This window comes from Polaromonas sp., from assembly GCF_035638815.1.
In the GTDB taxonomy this organism is placed as follows: domain Bacteria; phylum Pseudomonadota; class Gammaproteobacteria; order Burkholderiales; family Burkholderiaceae_C; genus Polaromonas.
This window is the reverse complement of the sequence record NZ_DASQZG010000009.1, coordinates 66,385-82,091: the sequence shown is the minus strand read 5'-3', so window position 1 is coordinate 82,091 and position 15,707 is coordinate 66,385. Positions and strand designations below refer to the sequence as shown.

Annotated in this window: 13 protein-coding genes; 2 read left to right on the top strand and 11 right to left on the bottom strand. The window is 61.7% G+C overall.

What is annotated here, in order from left to right:
* Nucleotides 1-8: 8 nt before the first annotated feature.
* From VE934_RS04285 to VE934_RS04250, 8 genes are all read right to left on the bottom strand, one after another.
* A complete protein-coding gene (locus tag VE934_RS04285) occupies nucleotides 9-1,409 on the bottom strand; it encodes a sensor histidine kinase (RefSeq protein ID WP_324884673.1) in 1,401 nt (466 codons plus the stop codon).
* On the bottom strand, nucleotides 1,406-2,107 hold the full coding sequence (locus tag VE934_RS04280) for a response regulator (protein WP_324884671.1): 702 nt from the start codon (nucleotides 2,105-2,107) through the stop codon (nucleotides 1,406-1,408). Before VE934_RS04280 ends, VE934_RS04285 begins: the two co-directional genes overlap by 4 nt.
* A 42-nt stretch (nucleotides 2,108-2,149) precedes the next feature.
* Nucleotides 2,150-3,445 (bottom strand): multifunctional CCA addition/repair protein, encoded by a 1,296-nt coding sequence (locus tag VE934_RS04275; RefSeq protein ID WP_324884669.1) that lies wholly within the window; start codon nucleotides 3,443-3,445, stop codon nucleotides 2,150-2,152.
* Between the two features lie 44 nt (nucleotides 3,446-3,489).
* Complete coding sequence (locus VE934_RS04270) at nucleotides 3,490-6,966, bottom strand: PAS domain S-box protein (RefSeq protein WP_324884667.1); 3,477 nt, start codon at nucleotides 6,964-6,966, stop codon at nucleotides 3,490-3,492.
* 205 nt (nucleotides 6,967-7,171) lie between these two features.
* The gene (locus VE934_RS04265; RefSeq protein ID WP_324884665.1) at nucleotides 7,172-7,477 is read right to left on the bottom strand and encodes an NIPSNAP family protein; all 306 of its coding nucleotides are present in this window, start codon (nucleotides 7,475-7,477) and stop codon (nucleotides 7,172-7,174) included.
* Nucleotides 7,478-7,499: 22 nt separating this feature from the next.
* A complete protein-coding gene (dapA, locus tag VE934_RS04260; protein ID WP_324884663.1) occupies nucleotides 7,500-8,423 on the bottom strand; it encodes a 4-hydroxy-tetrahydrodipicolinate synthase in 924 nt (307 codons plus the stop codon).
* Nucleotides 8,420-9,103: a glutathione S-transferase family protein gene (locus VE934_RS04255; RefSeq protein ID WP_324884662.1), complete on the bottom strand. Its 684-nt coding sequence runs from the start codon at nucleotides 9,101-9,103 to the stop codon at nucleotides 8,420-8,422. The genes dapA and VE934_RS04255 overlap by 4 nt, the downstream gene beginning before the upstream one ends.
* 128 nt (nucleotides 9,104-9,231) lie before the next feature.
* Nucleotides 9,232-10,221 carry a complex I NDUFA9 subunit family protein gene (locus VE934_RS04250; RefSeq protein ID WP_324884660.1) on the bottom strand — a complete coding sequence of 330 codons (990 nt, stop codon included), beginning with the start codon at nucleotides 10,219-10,221 and terminating at the stop codon, nucleotides 9,232-9,234.
* A 138-nt stretch (nucleotides 10,222-10,359) separates the two neighbouring features.
* Here VE934_RS04250 and VE934_RS04245 point away from each other — a divergent pair, with 138 nt between their 5' ends.
* Nucleotides 10,360-10,803, top strand: a complete 444-nt coding sequence (locus tag VE934_RS04245) for a hemerythrin domain-containing protein (RefSeq protein WP_324884658.1) — start codon at nucleotides 10,360-10,362, stop codon at nucleotides 10,801-10,803.
* On the opposite strand, the gene VE934_RS04240 is transcribed toward VE934_RS04245, so the two are convergent.
* Both VE934_RS04240 and VE934_RS04235 read right to left on the bottom strand, forming a co-directional pair.
* A complete protein-coding gene (locus VE934_RS04240) occupies nucleotides 10,793-11,341 on the bottom strand; it encodes an MgtC/SapB family protein (protein ID WP_324884656.1) in 549 nt (182 codons plus the stop codon). The two genes, VE934_RS04245 and VE934_RS04240, sit on opposite strands and share 11 nt — an antisense overlap.
* 159 nt (nucleotides 11,342-11,500) lie before the next feature.
* Nucleotides 11,501-13,525, bottom strand: a complete 2,025-nt coding sequence (locus VE934_RS04235) for a lytic transglycosylase domain-containing protein (protein WP_414693809.1) — start codon at nucleotides 13,523-13,525, stop codon at nucleotides 11,501-11,503.
* A gap of 9 nt (nucleotides 13,526-13,534) precedes the next feature.
* Here VE934_RS04235 and VE934_RS04230 point away from each other — a divergent pair, with 9 nt between their 5' ends.
* Nucleotides 13,535-14,173 (top strand): 5-formyltetrahydrofolate cyclo-ligase, encoded by a 639-nt coding sequence (locus tag VE934_RS04230; protein WP_324884654.1) that lies wholly within the window; start codon nucleotides 13,535-13,537, stop codon nucleotides 14,171-14,173.
* A gap of 525 nt (nucleotides 14,174-14,698) precedes the next feature.
* On the opposite strand, the gene VE934_RS04225 is transcribed toward VE934_RS04230, so the two are convergent.
* Nucleotides 14,699-15,682, bottom strand: coding sequence for a LysR substrate-binding domain-containing protein (locus tag VE934_RS04225; RefSeq protein ID WP_324884652.1), 984 nt, complete (start codon nucleotides 15,680-15,682; stop codon nucleotides 14,699-14,701).
* Between the last annotated feature and the right edge of the window lie 25 nt (nucleotides 15,683-15,707).

Sequence of the window (15,707 nt, the reverse complement as noted above, 5' to 3'; positions counted from 1 at the left end):
CTACCTGGTTAGGCACTTAAGGGCAGCGCCAGCCGCACCAGCAGGCCTGTAGGCAGCACAGCGTGCGCGCTGGCCGTGCCGCCATGCCGGTTGGCAATTTCAGCCACGATGGCCAGGCCCAGACCGCAGCCGCCGGGCAACTCGCTGGCGCGCCAGAAGCGCTCAAACACATGGCCCCTGTCGCTTCCAGACAAGCCGGGTCCGTCATCTTCCACTTCCAGCACTCCCTGCCCGGCCTCGCTGCGCACCCTGACAGTAACCGTGGCGCCGCGGCCTGCGTAGTGAAGCGCGTTATCGATGAGGTTGTTCATGGACTCACGCAGCAACAGCTTTTCGCCTTGCACCAAAAGCGTGTCTTCGCCCTCATAGCCCAGATCTACGCCGGCCGCCAGCGCCTTGGGCGTCCATTCGCGGGCAACCTCACGCGCCAGTGCCGCAAGATCCAGCGACTGCAGATTCACCTCGGCCTCGGTGCGAGCCAGCGACAGCAACTGATGCACCAGATGGGCGCTGCGCAGCGCCCCGGCATGAACCTTCACCACGCGGTCTTTTATCGCGGGGAGGCTGGTCTCCTGCAGCGCCAGTTCGGTCTGGCTCACCAGTCCTGCCAGGGGGGTGCGCAACTGATGCGCTGCGTCGTTGAGAAAGCGCTTTTCCTGACCGACGCTGCGCCGCACGGCGTCCAGCAACTGGTTAACGGCCGTGGCCAATGAGTGGACTTCCTGTGGTGCCTGCGTTAACTCGATCAGCGGCAGGGCAGGCAGCGTGCGTCCGGTGCGATCACCCAGTTGTGCTTCCAATCGTTTTAGAGGACGCAGCCCGCGCGTGATGCCGGCATACACCAGCGCGCCCAGCAGCAGGCTCAACACCAGCAGCGGTAGCAGCATGTCGGCTACCAGCTCGCGCGCAATGCGCTGTTGCACAGCCAGGCTTTTGGCAATCTGCACGCGCAGGCGCTGCGGAGAGTCCGCGTCGCCATAGTTCACTTCAAGCAGGGCCACGCGCACGGCCTTGTCGGCCAGCCGTGCTTCGTAGATCAGCGGCTCACCAGCTTCAATCACAAGATTACCGGGCGGTGGGGGCAACTGCCCGTTGCCCAAAACAAACTGGCCGGGTGGCGACGACACCATGTAGCCCACGCGGTCTGTGGGGTCCTGCTCAAGAATGTCCTGAGCCGCCCTTGGAAAGTCCACCAGCAGTCCTGACCCAATGGGCTTGACCTGCCGCGCGAGAGACCGCACCGATTGCGTGAGGGACTGATCAATTCCTTTTTCGGCGTAGTTCAGTGCCACGCGCCAGGCCAGTACACCGCCAGCGAGCCACAGCACCAGTTGCGGCAGCAGCAGCCACAGCAGCAGCTGCCGCCGCAGCGACAGGCCAGGCGCTGGCGTTTGGGCGGTTTGTTTCACTCGACGACTGATTCGAGCATATAGCCCAAACCCCGCACATTGCGAATGTTCAGACCCGACGACTCACCCAGCTTGCGCCGCAGTCTGTGCACATAAACTTCAAGCGCGTTGGACCCCACGCCGCTCTCGGCGGCCTCGGCCTGCCAGGCCGTGAGCACGTCTTCGCGGCTGACCACCTGCCCGGCATTGGCCACCAGCAGGGACAACAGCGCCCACTCGCGCTGGGTCAGTTCCAGAGCGTCTTCGCCCAGCCAGGCGCGCGGTAGCACAGCATCCACGCGCAGCTTGTTGGCGCCGGCGGCGCTGATCTCCAGCGATCCCCCAAAGGCCGGCAGGCGAGAGCGCCTGAGCATGGCCTGCAGCCGCGCCTGGAGCTCGGCCATCATGAAAGGTTTGGTGAGGTAGTCATCCGCGCCGGCGTTCAGGCCCTGCACCCGGTCGTCCACACCGTCGCGCGCGGTCAGGATGAGGACCGGCAATGCCAGCAGGCGCTGGCGTATCCAGCGCAGCACGTCCATGCCGTCAATCAGCGGCAGCCCCAGGTCCAGAATGACGCCGTCAAACCGGGTCGACTCCAGCATCTGGCGCGCCTCTGCACCGTTGGCCACACAAGCCACGCTGTACCCACCCTGCACCAGCTGCGCCGCCAGGGCGTCGCGCAGCAATTCGTCGTCTTCAGCAATCAGCAGATGAGCCATGGGGCGAGCATAGCAAGACAACCCGGCTGTTGGCCACCAGCCTCAAGGCGCTGCCAACGGATTGGCAGGCGCTTCAAGTGATGCCAGCCACTGGCCGACGGCTTGTGTGCGGGCGCGCTGGATCAGCTCGCCAATCTGTTTGCCGCTGCTCCCAGCCGACATGGCGCTGGCAGCAACGCTGGCCGTGTCCACACTTTGCGCGCTGGTCAGTGCGGCCAGCAAGCGCGGACGCTGCGGATAAGGCTGATCGTGCAGACCCAGGCGACCGCGTGCATCGCATTCACAAGCCAGCAGGATTTGATCAAAACGCTGCGGCTTGCGAAAGGCATCACAACGCTCCAGCAGGCGCACGATGGCTGCGGCGGCCAGATCGGCACTGCGGTGAGTGTTGCCGTGCTCACGTGCCACCACGTCGGCCAGCTCACGGCATTCAACCGGGACGCGCAGTCGCTCGCACACTTTCAGCAGCAGCCGCGCGCTGCGCTCCTCGTGGCCGATGTGCCGTGGCAGCACGTCAGCAGGCGTCGTGCCTTTGCCCAGGTCATGGCAGAGGCAGGCAAAACGCACGGCAAGGTCAGCCTGCAGCTGCGCCGACATGTCCAGCACCATCATCAAGTGAATCCCGGTGTCAACTTCCGGGTGGTAGTCCGCGCGTTGCGGCACACCCCACAGTTTGTCGACTTCAGGCAGCAGTTTTTTCAAGGCACCGCATTCGCGCAGCACTTCAAACATGCGTGACGGTTTGGCTTCCATCAGGCCGCGAGCCAGTTCCTGCCAGACTCTTTCAGCGACCAGTGCATCGGCCTCACCTGCCTCAACCATATGTTTCATCAAGGCCATGGTTTCGGGGGCTACGGTGAAGTCGGCAAAACGTGCGGCAAAACGCGCGGTGCGCAGGATGCGGACCGGGTCTTCACGAAAGGCGTCGGTAACGTGCCGGAGCACTTTGTCAGCCAGATCCCTCTGCCCGCCGTATGGATCGATCAGGGCAGCAGAATCAAGGTCAAATTGGCCGTTGGCCCTTTCAGCACGGTCGGGATATGCTACTGAATTGATAGTGAGGTCGCGACGGGCCAGGTCTTCCTGCAGGGTGACATCCGGCGCTGCGTGGATCTCAAAGCCGCGGTAGCCGCGTGCTGTTTTGCGTTCGGTGCGCGCCAGTGCGTATTCTTCCCGGGTCCGGGGATGGAGAAACACCGGAAAGTCCTTGCCCACCGGCAGAAACCCAAGTGCGGTGAGTTCCTCAGGCGTGGCGCCAACCACCACCCAGTCGCGGTCCTGTACCGGCAAGCCCAGCAGGGCATCGCGCACCGCGCCGCCAACCATGAAAATTTTCATGCCTCAAGTGTAGGCTCCCACTGTGCAGAAGATATTGTGTGCGATCAGTCAAGGTCGCCAAAGCCGGAGCTGGCAGACGGCGCCGGGCCCGGCAGGGCGATGAAAAAGGTAGCACCGGCGCCCGGCGCGGAGTCGGCCCAGATACGCCCGCCATGGCGCAGAACAATGCGGTTCACAGTGGCCAGCCCAATGCCCGTGCCCGGAAACTCGGTCACCGCATGCAGGCGCTGGAAAGTTCCAAACAGCTTGTCCGCATAGGCCATGTCAAACCCGGCACCGTTGTCCCTGACATAAAAGGCGCCGGCTTCGCTGCTGTATCCCACTGAAATGCTGGCCTCAGGTTGCCGCGAAGAAAACTTCCAGGCGTTGCCGAGCAGATTTTCCATGGCGGCCCTTAGCAGGCTGGTGTCGCCGCGCGTTGACAGGCCGCTTTCTATGTCGATGTGGACCACCCGTTCCGGATCGCGGGCCTGCAAGTGCTCCAGGATATTCGTCGCCATCTCGCTCAGATCCACATCCTCGCGGCGCAAGGCCGCACGCGAGACCTGGGCCAGATCCAGTAAACCCTCAATGAGCTGCCCCATTTGTCCCACGCCCGCCTGAATCCGGGTGATGTAGTGCTTGACCTTGGCGTCGGGTGAGCCGTCGAGGTGGCGCGCCAGCAGGCTGCTGAATCCGTTCACGGTGTTGAGCGGCGATCGCAAATCGTGAGACACCGAGTAGGAAAAAGTCTCAAGCTCCTGGTTGGAAACACGCAGCGCGGTTTCGATGGCCTTGAGTTCGGTGATGTCTGAATCGATGCCGACCCAGAAGAGGATTTCCTGATCGTCATCCCGAACGGGTGATGCGCGGTACGACATCGTGTGATAGGTGCCATCAACCGCCAGCAGCCGCCGGATGCCGGTAAAAACGGCGCCGCTTTCTGCGCATCGATCCCAGTTGGCCGCCACTTCCTCGCGGTCTGCAGGATGAACCGCGCTATACCAGCGCGTACCGAGCCAGTCGTCGGCGGTTCCGCCCATCATCTCGTACCAGCGACGGTTAACGTAACTCAGTCCGCCGTGCACTTCCGCCGTCCACACCACCTCGGGAGCCTGCTCTGCCAGTGCACGAAACAATGCCTCCTGCCGCGACAGTGCGGCGGTCCGCTCGGCTACCTTGCGCTCCAGGTTTGCATTGAACAGCTTGACCTGTTCAAACAGTCTTGCATTTTCGATCGCAATCGACGCCAGCTGGGCAAGCTCGACAGCAACATATTCGTCCTGCAGGCTGAATTCACCCTCGTATTTATCCGACAGCTGCAGCAGTCCGATATTGCGGCCGTCACGCCCTGTCAGCGGAACGGCCAGCCAGCCCCTCATCGCCCGATTCACAGACTCATCCGGTCCCGCCCGTCGCCATCGCGGGTGCGTTTCCAGCTCCGCCTGAGTCAGGCGCATGGGCCGGTTGGCCTCGCAAACCAGCGCACACAGCCCGATGACGTCGAGTGGCTGGACATGGCCCGTTTGCCCGGTGTACTTGTCGGACAGCGACATCACCGTGTGCGTCTGGGCCGAGTCGTCTTCCAGGGCGAGGGTGACGACCGCCTGGTGGGCTCCAATCACGCCCCGGGCCTGATCTGCCACCTCCTGGATGGTGGCTTTCAGCGTCTGGTGAGCCGTGATCACCTGCGCCGCATCGGCAGCTCGTTGCAGGGTAAAAAGGTGGTTCTGCAAACTTTCTTCGGCCTTGACCTGGTCCGATATGTCGTAAGCCACGACAAACCGCGCCTGGCGACCGGCGTAGGTGACGTAACGCGAAATGGCGCGCGCCCAGAAAACACTGCCATCCTTGCGCTTGTGTCTCACGGGCGCACGCGGGTCCACCTTCAGGTTGATGGGTGGCAAGGCAAGCAGCTTGTCCAGCAGTTCGCGGTCTTCCTCCGGTCTGAGGTCGTAAAGGCTCATGCTCAGAAGTTCGGATTCGGAATACCCGTATTCAGCGGCGGTGGCGCGATTGACCGCAACAATTCGGCGCGTCTCCTCATCAAATACCCACATCGGCGTGGGGCCGGATTCGAACAGCGTTTCATAGCGTTTTTCGCTGTCAGCCAATGCCTGCTCTGCAACTCTGCGGGCAGTGATGTCCTGTGCGGTCCCGACGATCCGCGTAACGCCTCCGTCCGCGCCCAACACGGGGTAAGCCCGATCAGAAATCCAGCGTTCCTGTCCATCAGGGCGGCGGATCCGGAACTCGACTTCCGTCTGCTTGCCAGACCGCTGCCGGGTAAAAGCGTCCCTGATCTTGTGCGTATCCTCAGGGTGGAAGGATTCACGGATCGACCGCGGGTCGGCGTAAAGGCTTTCGCAGCTGCGGCCCCACACGGTTTCGTAGGCAGGACTGATGTAGATGGTCTCGCTGGTCTTTGCGTCAAAACTGTAAAACACTTCATCGATGTTTGCTGCCAGTTCGCGAAAGCGGGTTTCACTGGCAAAAAGATCCTGATGGGCTTTTTCGCGTTCAAGAGCGAGCGTGTGAGCGCGTTCTCGCTCCAGGTAAGTCACGCATATGCCGCCCGCGTATTTCACCAGGGCTTCAATGCAGGACTGCTCTTCGGCGGAGTACCCGCCGACCCGGTTGGCCAGGGCAACCACGCCACAAACCTCGCCCCCGGCCTTGATGGGTACGCCCAGAAAACTGTGCATGGGTGGGTGGCCCTGGGGACGCCCGGCGGCATTGGCGTGATGGTCGGGCTCATTGGCAATGACCACCTGTCCGGAGGTCACGGCCTTGCCAAACAGATTGTCAAGTCTTTCAAAAACCAGGTAACCCTCCTGCTCATAGTTGTGCATGGCGCGTTCGTAAAACTCCCGGTTCGTCACCCGGTCCCAGACAATGCCCTCCAGGGCAAGCACGCGCAGTTTTTGCCCGTCAACCACCACGCCGATAAAGCCATACTCGCTCTGGGTTTGCGTCATGGCTCCCTTTAACAACCGGCCAAACGCGCTTTTCCAGTCGCCGTTGTCGACGTAGGCGCCAAGTGACTCAGTGATGGTGGTGAGCGTTTCGCTCTGACTGGCCAGCTGCTCGCTGCTTGCCCGAAAGCGTTGTTCGCTTTGCTGAAGCGCCTGCTCTGCCTCTTTGCGTTCAGTGATGTCGGTGATGAACCCTTCCAGGCCATCAAAGTCACCAGAGGCCGAATGGACGGCACTGCCCTGCTCAAACACCCACTTAAGTGTCCCGTCGGCCGTGAAGATCCGATAGGTCATGCGAAAAGGTGACATCTCCGAGATGGCCTTCTGGACGCCAGCCTGGACGCCGTCGCGGTCGTCCGGATGGATCAACTCTGCGAAGGTCACCCCACCCCCGGGCGCAAATTTTTCGGGTGGATGACCCGTCAGTGCCAGCGCCCCGGAGCTGATGAAGATCATGGTCCAGTCGGCATCGTTCAGGCAGCGGTAAACCATACCGGGGAGGTTGTGGAGCAGCAGGTTCAGGGAAAGCGCGCTGTCCCCGAATGAAGCACCGGCTGGCGTCGGCATTGACGGGCGGCGAGCGGTATCAGGTGAGGGGGGCTGGGCGTCTGAATCCATTGGGGCCATGGGCGGTGTCGCTACGACTCCATGGTAGACCGGATCAGCCGCATCCACCAGTCGGATCAGGCTGTTTGAAGGGGCTTTACCCCGAGGCAAATGCCAATTGACATCTGCCAGACGGCGTGCGGCGGCCCGCGCAGCGCCGGGCCGCTTAGGAGAAAACCGGGCGAAAAAAACTGCGTTCGTAACTCACGATGCACTGGGTTTCTTCGGCAAACCGGAAGGCCGCCTGGCATTGCTCGTCTTCAAATGATCGCAAGCGGTAAGTTTCGTAAGCTGTGAGGCTTTCAAAGCTGAAGAGGGCCAGCGCGATGTTGCTGGCACCCTCGCTGGGCATGAAGTAGCCATGATGCTTTCCGCCAAATTTCTCCACCAGCGGAATCCACAGCTTGCCGTAGTGCTCAAACTCCTTGAGTTTCTGGGTATTCAGGACATATCTCAGGTAAATGGTGACCATGTGGGAAGGCTTTCTATTCTGTTTACGGCGTGCCGGGCAGGATTGCAGAAGCTGCCGCTTTCAGCTCGTTCCACACCAGGCCCGCCTGTTCTTCCGTGCCAGCCGGCGCTGGGGGCAATGGGAGTCGGCACTCGCCAACTGCCTGGCCCAGGGCGCGCATCATGGCTTTGACCGACATGGCGTACACCGAGGTGTCCGTGTTGACAAAACGCAGCGAGGGCAGCAGCAGGGCATTGATCTGGCGCGCAAGCCGGACGTCGCCACGGTCAAAGGCATCGATGATGGCCTGAAACTCGGGCCCGGTCCAGTGTGTGGAGGTGCCCACCACGCCGACGGCGCCCACGGCCAGCAGCGGCAGTGTGTTGCCGTCGTCGCCTGAATACAGATCAAATGCGCCAACATCTGCCAGGAGCGCAGCCGCAGCGGGCGCATCTCCCGTGGCGTCCTTGAGTGCCACAATGTTGGGCACCTCACGCAGCAGGCGCACCAGCACCTCATGGCTGATGCGGCGTCCGGTGCGCACCGGTACGTCATACAGCATGACCGGCAATGACGTGGACGCTGCTACCGCGCGAAAGTGCGCTTCAATGCCAGCCTGCGGCGGGCGGTTGTAGTAGGGGCTCACCACCAGCACCCCGGCCGCGCCCAGCGCTGCGGCCTGCCGGGTCAGGGCGACACTGTGCGCCGTGTCGTTACTGCCCGTGCCTGCCAGGACGGGAATGGTCACGGCTTCGCTGACTGCCCGCAGCAGGTCGCAGCGCTCGCTGTCGCTCAGTGTGGACGCTTCGCCCGTCGTGGCGGCAACCACCAGGCCGTCGTTGCCGCGTGCCGCCAGCCAGCGTGCCAGACCTTGCGCGGCGTCCAGATCCAGCGCGCCGTTGGCGTCAAAGGGTGTCACCATCACGCTCATGACCTTGCCCCAGTGGGGCGTGTGGGCGGTCGTCATCGCGACATTCGGTACGGTTCTTCAAAGGCGCGGAAATCGTTTTCGGCTTTGGCGTCGTCGATCCACGCCTTCACGCCAGGCAGGGCGCTCAGGCGCTGGATGTAGGCGGTAATCTGCGGGGGAACCGGTAACGCGTAGGTGGCCAGGCGCATGGCCACCGGCGCATAGTAGGCGTCGGCAATGGTGAAGGCGCCAAACAGCATGGGGCCCTTGTGTTCGGCCAGCAGCTCGCTCCACATCGCAATGATGCGTTGCACATCAGCACGAACCGCAGGCTTGTCGCGCCAGATCAGGGCGCCCGTGTCAGGCAGATCGGCCTCAATGTTCATGGGGCAGGCTGAGCGCAGCGCGCCAAACCCGCTGTGCATTTCGGCGCAGATGCTACGGGCGCGAGCACGGGCCTTGACATCCGCCGGCCACAGTTTTTTATCAGGGTGCTGCTCGGCCAGGTATTCCGCGATGGCCAGCGTGTCCCACACCGCCAGGTCGCCGTCTACCAGGACGGGCACCTTGCCAACCGGCGTCACACTGTTGACGGTCTTCTTGAAGTCAGAGCTGTCGTCAAACGAGTCAAAGCGCAGCTTGACCTCCTCAAAGGGGATGCCCGCCTGCTTGAGCAGCACCCAGGGGCGCATGGACCAGGACGAATAGTTTTTGTTGCCAAAGAAGAGTTTGAGCATGGGGTTTCCGTTGTGTGACAGCGTCTAAACAAGCGCCATCCTATCGTCCCGCCCATGCGGCATTGATGCAAAAAAGAGGAGAAATTGATGCGCGCGGCTAGCGACCCACTTCAGCCTGACCGCAGAAATCAGAACCGTCCGGCTGTTTTCCGCTTCAGTGTGAGGTGACTGCGCAGACCCCAGCCGCCGCTGGTGGGCCCCAGGTAAGTCGGTCCCACGGCCTCCAGCGAAGCGGGTGTGATTCCCAGTGCCTCAAGTCCCGGAAGGTTGCCGCTGGCAATGTTGGGAACGGTCATCGACGCCAGGTTGTCACGGCTCATCAGGGGCTCACCGGGTACCAGCGCCATCAGGCTCGCCTGCAGTCGACCCAGGCTGTCCGGCAGAGGGATCACGGGTCGTCCCTGGCCCTGGTTGATTCCCGCAAAATGCCCCGCCATCTGAACGAGCTGCTTGAGGGTAAAGATATCGGGCCCACAGGCCTCGAAGGTGTGGCCGACTGTGGCACTGGTGTGCGCATCCTGCAGACAGTGCACGATAGCCTGCGCCACGTCCTCGACCCACACCGGCTGGAACAGGGCGTGGCTGCCGGCCAGTGGCATGACTGGAAAGATTTTTTGCAGCTGGACAAACATGTTGAGAAAGCTGTCGCCGACGCCAAAAATCACACTGGGCCGCAAAACCGTCAGCGCCAGGCCGGGCTGGTGCAGAGCCACTTCACCGTGACCCTTGCTGCGCATGTACATCGACGGCGCACCATTGGGGTTGCGCGTATCGGCGCCGATGGCGCTGACGTGAATCACGCGCTGCACGCCTGTCGCCGCACAGGCCCGCGCTAGTTTTTGCGGTAACTGCACATGGGCCTTGTCAAAAGCCTCCTGGCTCCCGTGCAGGATGGCCACCAGATTGACCACTGCGTCATGCCCGGCAACCAGCCTAGTCAGGGTGGCCTCGTCGTGCACGTTGGCTGTCACCACCTCCAGCGCGGGGAGCATCTGAATGTCTCTGGCATTGGACTCGCGCCGCGTGGGGACAGAGACACGCCACTGGAGACGGGTCAGTTTTTCGCAAACATGGCGACCCAGAAAACCAGTGCCGCCAAGAATCAATATTTTTTTCATACGCGACATTAGACGCCTTCACGTGCACCGGTGTATAGAGCGGCACCTCAAAACACCCTGCGCTGAAAGGCGGCGTCTTGTCTTGCGCTGGGTTGCTGGCCTACAGCGTTTTTGCTCGCGAGCGTCCAGAATCGCGAAATGAACATTTTTGAAGCCCTGCGCACCAGCCACGAAACCCAGCGCCAGCTGGCCGACAACCTCATCAAAACCTCGGGCGCCAGTCCTGACCGGGATTCGCTGTTCAAGGCCTTGAAAACCGAACTGGCCGCCCATGCCGCCGCTGAGGAACGCTTTTTTTACGTGCCGCTGATTGCGCACGACATGACGCAGGAGCCGTCACGCCACGGCATTGCAGAACACCATGAGATGGACGAGCTGGTTGAAAAGCTGGAGGAAACGGACCCGAGTTCACCGGCGTGGATTGCAGTCGCCAAAGAGTTGCATCAAAAGGTTCACCATCATCTGAACGATGAAGAGCAGGGAATTTTTCAGCTCGCCGGCAAGGTACTCAGTGAGGCTGAGAAGCTTTCGCTTGCCAGGGAATACGAAGGTGAGTTTGTCTCGCAGCGGCTCAAGGACTGACTACCGGGGGTTTCGCGTCCTCGCTCGCGTCGGCAGACACCAGCATTGACGCCGGTTTTGCCCGTGTCCGTATCAGGACCGGCATCAGCGACAGGATGGCCAATGCCAATACTGTCGCAAGGACCGCAGTGGTTTCGCGCCCAAGACCGGCAGCTACGCCCACTGCCGCAGTCAGCCACAGGCCGGCAGCCGTTGTCAGCCCTTTCACGTCTCCCTGGTTGTCGCTTTTGAGGATCGTGCCCGCGCACAGAAACCCAACCCCGGCAACGATGCCCTGAATGACCCGGCTGAGGTCTTCCTGACCCATTTCGATTTGGGCCGACACCACCACAAACAGCGCCGCGCCCATGGCCACCAGCATATGGGTGCGCACGCCCGCAGCCTGGCCCTTGCTTTCCCGCTCCCAGCCAAGCAGACCTCCGAGCAACGCGGCCATCAGCAGGCGTACCAGCATGCGCGTGGTTTGAGCCGCGTCGGGCAGATCCGAGAATTCTGTCGCGACGGTGCTGACTACTTGCTGCCACCAATGAGTGTCCATGAGCTTCCTGCCAAAAATCCCAAGCTTATCCAGCGACGGCAGGCTTCGGAATAGGCGAAAACCTACAGCAAATGCGGCATGCCGTCACGGCTTGTGAAGGTTTTCTGCCGTTTGCCCATGAAGGACGGCAATTGTTTGCTATGTATTTCGTAGCAAATTTCAGGGCATCTTTTCATCGACCGGCGGTGCCGCTGCCTCGCGCGGCCCGACGGTGCCCAGTCGCGCTTTCAAGGATTGAGCCTGTCCGGTCATCAATGCCGCGTAGTTGGTCGTGTTGGACAACACTTTTTTCACATAGTCGCGGGTCTCATTAAACGGCACGTTCTCGGCCCAGATGGCTGCATCGAGCACGGGGCCGTTACGCCAGTTGCGCGGCCTTCCTGGCCCCGCGTTGTAGGCGGCTGCAGCCAGTGCCATGGATCCGCCAAAGTCATCCAGCGCGCGCTTGAGGTAGGCCGTGCCAATGATGATGTTGGTGTCGCGGTCGTTGATCTGGTTGGCGGTAAAGCCAGTCATGCCAATGTGGCGCGCGGTTTCGCGTGCGGTGGCCGGCATCACCTGCATCAGGCCCGATGCACCCACACCCGAGCGGGCATCCATGATGAAACGCGACTCCTGACGGATCAGACCGTACACGTAGGCGGGGCTCAGGCCGATGGCCTGACTGCGCTGGATGACCGCGTCGCGAAACGGCATGGGGAAACGCTGCTCGAAATCGATTTCGGTTTTGGTCCGCTCGCTTGTGTTGATGCAGCGGTCCCAGATGGCGCGGTCACACGCAAACTGCGCTGCAGCCAGCAATTCGCGGTCACTCATGCCCCCACGTTGATGCAGGTTGGTGCTGTAGTTCCACTCGCGTGTTCCTTCAGGGCGCAGACCGAGCGCGATGGCATACGCGGCGCGGTTAAGGCCGGGGTTCAGCCGTGCGGCTTCTTTTTCTTCGGGGCTTATGGGTGCGGGTCGTGCTGGCACTGTGATTTTTTGACCCAGATCCTCCAGCGCGAGCTGTTCGTAAAACCCGCGCACAGAGGCGATCGACTGGAGCAGGGCCAGTGCCTCTGCGCGCTGCGGTGAAACAGTCCCACTGGCAGTGGGGGCGGGCGCGTTGCTGAGCAGGGCGCGTGCTTTCCAGTACACCCAGGTCGGATCCTTGCGCGCTTCTTCGCTCATGGCATTGACGGCGGAGAGCACCAGCGGCCAGCGGGGCTCGCGCTCTGCACGCAAGGCAGCGCGCACCTTCCAGGCCAGCATGTCGTCGCTCAGATCGGCGTCCTTGCTTGCTTTCGCAAAATAGCCAAGCGCATCGCTGCTCAGGCGGCTCGCCGCCTGTTTTCCGATGGAGCCCCAGACCCAGTTGCGCTCCTCGCCCGTCAACTGCATGCCCCACTTGTCTTCCATAAATCGCGCGGCACCGTCAGCATCAGTGGTTGCCAGCTTGACCAGCGCCAGCACAATGATTTCGCGGCGCACGTCCCTGATCGCCAGCATCTTTGTGCTCAGAAATTTGACGGGGCTGGCGTTGAGCTCCGCCAGCAGATTCAGCGCGTCGGGTGCAATGATCTCGACGGCTTCGCGCGCGGCGCGTGGCCTGTTGATATCGGTGGCCAGCCTGGCCTTGACCCAGACATCATGCGTGCTCAGCTGTCTGGTGCCAACCAGCCGCGCTGCGGCAGAGGTGCAACCATCGCCAGCATCGCGCTGGGCCATCCAGTTTTTCCTGACTTCATCGGCGAGCCGTGCGTCGGCTGCAGGGTTTTTCAGGTGCTCGACCAGCAAGGCATAACAACGCACTTCCTTGTCGTCACCCATGCGGTAGTTGGGGTACTCCGCTGCAAAGGCGGCCCAGTCACGCCGCTGGCCAAGCAGCAGCAGCCAGTCGTTGCGCAAACGGTCTTCCTGATAACTGCCCGCATAGCGCGTGAGAAATTCCTGAACCTCCTGCGCGCTGGCTTCCCCGAGCCTGGCTTTCAACTCCCAATACGCGGCCCAAGGTTCCAGTGCATGTCCCCGTGCCTGTGGCAGCAACTGCGCAAGGCGCGCCTTGTCGCCGCGTTTGGAGGCCTGGCTCATCTCGAGCACGACATCGTCACCCCGGGAACTGTTGTTCTGAGCCCATGCGGGCATAAGCATCACGCAGCAGGGCAGAGCGGAAATCAGGGCTGTATGAATAAATTTGGATAGCATCAGGACATTATGGACAAATTAACCGCACGAAAAGCGTTGATCGAGCAACGCCTGAGCCTGCCTGATCGGGCAGAACGCGCCGACCTTTTGCAGACGGTCATGCGGATATGGCTGGTAGGCCGCAAAGACACGGCCATAGGAGCTTACTGGCCAATCAAGGGCGAGTTTGATCCTTTGCCTGCGCTTTACCGTTGGCAGGAGGACGTGATGCTGGGTGAGTTCTTTGAGCCCCAGACCCCTCTGGTGCCGGATGGTGCAACGCAAACCGTAACTGAGGATCTGGCCAGCCGTTCGCCCCGCAAGATTGGGCTGCCGGTGGTGAACAAAGCGCATAAAACCCTGACGTTTCATGCCTGGTATCCCGGATGCCCGATGGAAGAGGATGCCTACGGCATACCCAAACCCAAGGACACAGAGTTGATCGTGCCGACCCTGCTATTTGTGCCCTGTGTGGGTCATGGACCCGGAGGTTTTCGGCTTGGGTATGGCGGCGGGTTTTATGACCGGACACTCGCGGCGCTGCAGCCTCGGCCTTTCACGGTTGGTTTGGGTTTCAGCAACGGCTGGCTGCCTGATCTGGATGCAGAGCCGCATGATGTGCCGCTGGATGCGATTCTTAATGACAAAGGGGTGGTTTGGCCGGTTTGAGGTTGAGCTGCTTTTTTCGTCCCGCCTGTCATCCCGGACTTGATCCGGGATCCATGTTCGTGAGCCTCGTGCTTTCGTGGTGTGCCTATAAGCCGGGTCTCGCCCCGGCGGGCGAGGTCCTTTTCTTTGCGTCGCCAAAGAAAAGTACCCAAAAGAAAGGCGACCCTACTGTCTGCGTCCCTTCGCTTCGCTACGGGCAGCCTGCGGTGCTCGGTCCAGCCGGGGTCTGGCTAAACTCGCTTCGCTCAAACAACGCCAGCCCTTATCCGTCTGAACCTGCGCTCCTCAGCGCATACAGAAGAGGTTGCTGCGGGAGCGGATGCAGATGCGGGGAGACGATGACGCGCTTTGCGCATCATCGTCGGAACATGGAACCGTCATTCATGCACGCGGCATTGCACACACGCGACCAAATGAGGCCCCCTCCCTCGCCCAGCGGGGCGAGGGAGGGGTTAGGGGCGGGAGTGGGGAGTTAGTCCCTACTGTCCCAAGCAGACCCCAAACGCAGCGTGATGCTGATAGAGATCAATCCAGGTTATCAACCGTATCCGGATCCGGGACATCCCCAATCGCTTCCCGGGTCAGCGCGCTTTGAACCAGCAGCCAGTCACAAAAGGCTTTGACCTCTGGTCGGCCGGCACTTCGGGGGCCAACGACCAGCCAGTACGCCATGGGAGACTCCAGTCGCAGTTTGGGCAAGGGCTCAATCAAGTCACCAGACGCAAGGCTCTCGGCGATCAGGGGCAGGCGCGCCAGCACGATGCCCTGGCCGGTCAGCGCGGCTTGCACCATTTGGTAGGCGTAGTTGAAGTAGAGCCAGCGTTTGCCCTCCAGCTTGGGCGTACCGTGAACCTGCAGCCAGCGGCGCCAGGTCAACCACTCCATGTGGGTCGCGTGGGAGTCACCCGCTTCGATTAGCGCAAAGTGCACCAGGTCTTCCGGCTTTTTCAATCGCGGGCTGCTTTTAAGCAGCCAGGGGCTGATCACGGGTGTGAGCTGCTCGCCAAACAGGCGGATTGCGCCGGGCGCCATGCGGGCCGCCGGGCCGTAGCGCAGGGCCACGTCCAGGTCTGAGGTGTCCAGGTCAATTGCGTTGTCTGACGCATCAATGCGGATGTCCATGTCGGGGTTGTCGCGCTGAAAGGCCTCCAGCCGGGGGATAAGCCACATGGAGGCAAATGAGGCGAAAGTTGTCAGGGAAACGCTTTTGCGCCCCGTGCTCTGGCGGATCTGGCGCACTGCGCCGTCGATCCGCTCGAGCGAAGGGGACACTGCCCGCAGCAAAATGCCTCCGGCGCCTGTCAGCTCTACCGAACGGGTGTGGCGGTGAAACAGGCTCAGGCCAACTTCTTCTTCCAGCCCCTGGATCTGCCGGCTGACTGCCGATTGGGTCAGGGCCAACTCCTCCGATGCCGCGCGGAAGTTCAAATGACGCGCGACGGCTTCAAAAGCGCGGAGCTGGCCTGCCGAAATAGGACGGGAACGCAAATGGGTTTGTGAATGCTGCATGACAAGGCGCTTTTTGATTGATGCG

What these genes read in the sequence shown, in the direction of transcription:
- VE934_RS04280 (WP_324884671.1), bottom strand. Translation starts at nt 2,107, where the DNA reads ATGGCTCATCTGCTGATTGCTGAAGACGACGAATTGCTGCGCGACGCC.
- VE934_RS04275 (WP_324884669.1), bottom strand. Translation starts at nt 3,445, where the DNA reads ATGAAAATTTTCATGGTTGGCGGCGCGGTGCGCGATGCCCTGCTGGGC.
- VE934_RS04270 (WP_324884667.1), bottom strand. Translation starts at nt 6,966, where the DNA reads ATGCCGACGCCAGCCGGTGCTTCATTCGGGGACAGCGCGCTTTCCCTG.
- VE934_RS04265 (WP_324884665.1), bottom strand. Translation starts at nt 7,477, where the DNA reads ATGGTCACCATTTACCTGAGATATGTCCTGAATACCCAGAAACTCAAG.
- dapA (WP_324884663.1), bottom strand. Translation starts at nt 8,423, where the DNA reads ATGACGACCGCCCACACGCCCCACTGGGGCAAGGTCATGAGCGTGATG.
- VE934_RS04255 (WP_324884662.1), bottom strand. Translation starts at nt 9,103, where the DNA reads ATGCTCAAACTCTTCTTTGGCAACAAAAACTATTCGTCCTGGTCCATG.
- VE934_RS04250 (WP_324884660.1), bottom strand. Translation starts at nt 10,221, where the DNA reads ATGAAAAAAATATTGATTCTTGGCGGCACTGGTTTTCTGGGTCGCCAT.
- VE934_RS04245 (WP_324884658.1), top strand. Translation starts at nt 10,360, where the DNA reads ATGAACATTTTTGAAGCCCTGCGCACCAGCCACGAAACCCAGCGCCAG.
- VE934_RS04240 (WP_324884656.1), bottom strand. Translation starts at nt 11,341, where the DNA reads ATGGACACTCATTGGTGGCAGCAAGTAGTCAGCACCGTCGCGACAGAA.
- VE934_RS04235 (WP_414693809.1), bottom strand. Translation starts at nt 13,525, where the DNA reads ATGCTATCCAAATTTATTCATACAGCCCTGATTTCCGCTCTGCCCTGC.
- VE934_RS04230 (WP_324884654.1), top strand. Translation starts at nt 13,535, where the DNA reads ATGGACAAATTAACCGCACGAAAAGCGTTGATCGAGCAACGCCTGAGC.
- VE934_RS04225 (WP_324884652.1), bottom strand. Translation starts at nt 15,682, where the DNA reads ATGCAGCATTCACAAACCCATTTGCGTTCCCGTCCTATTTCGGCAGGC.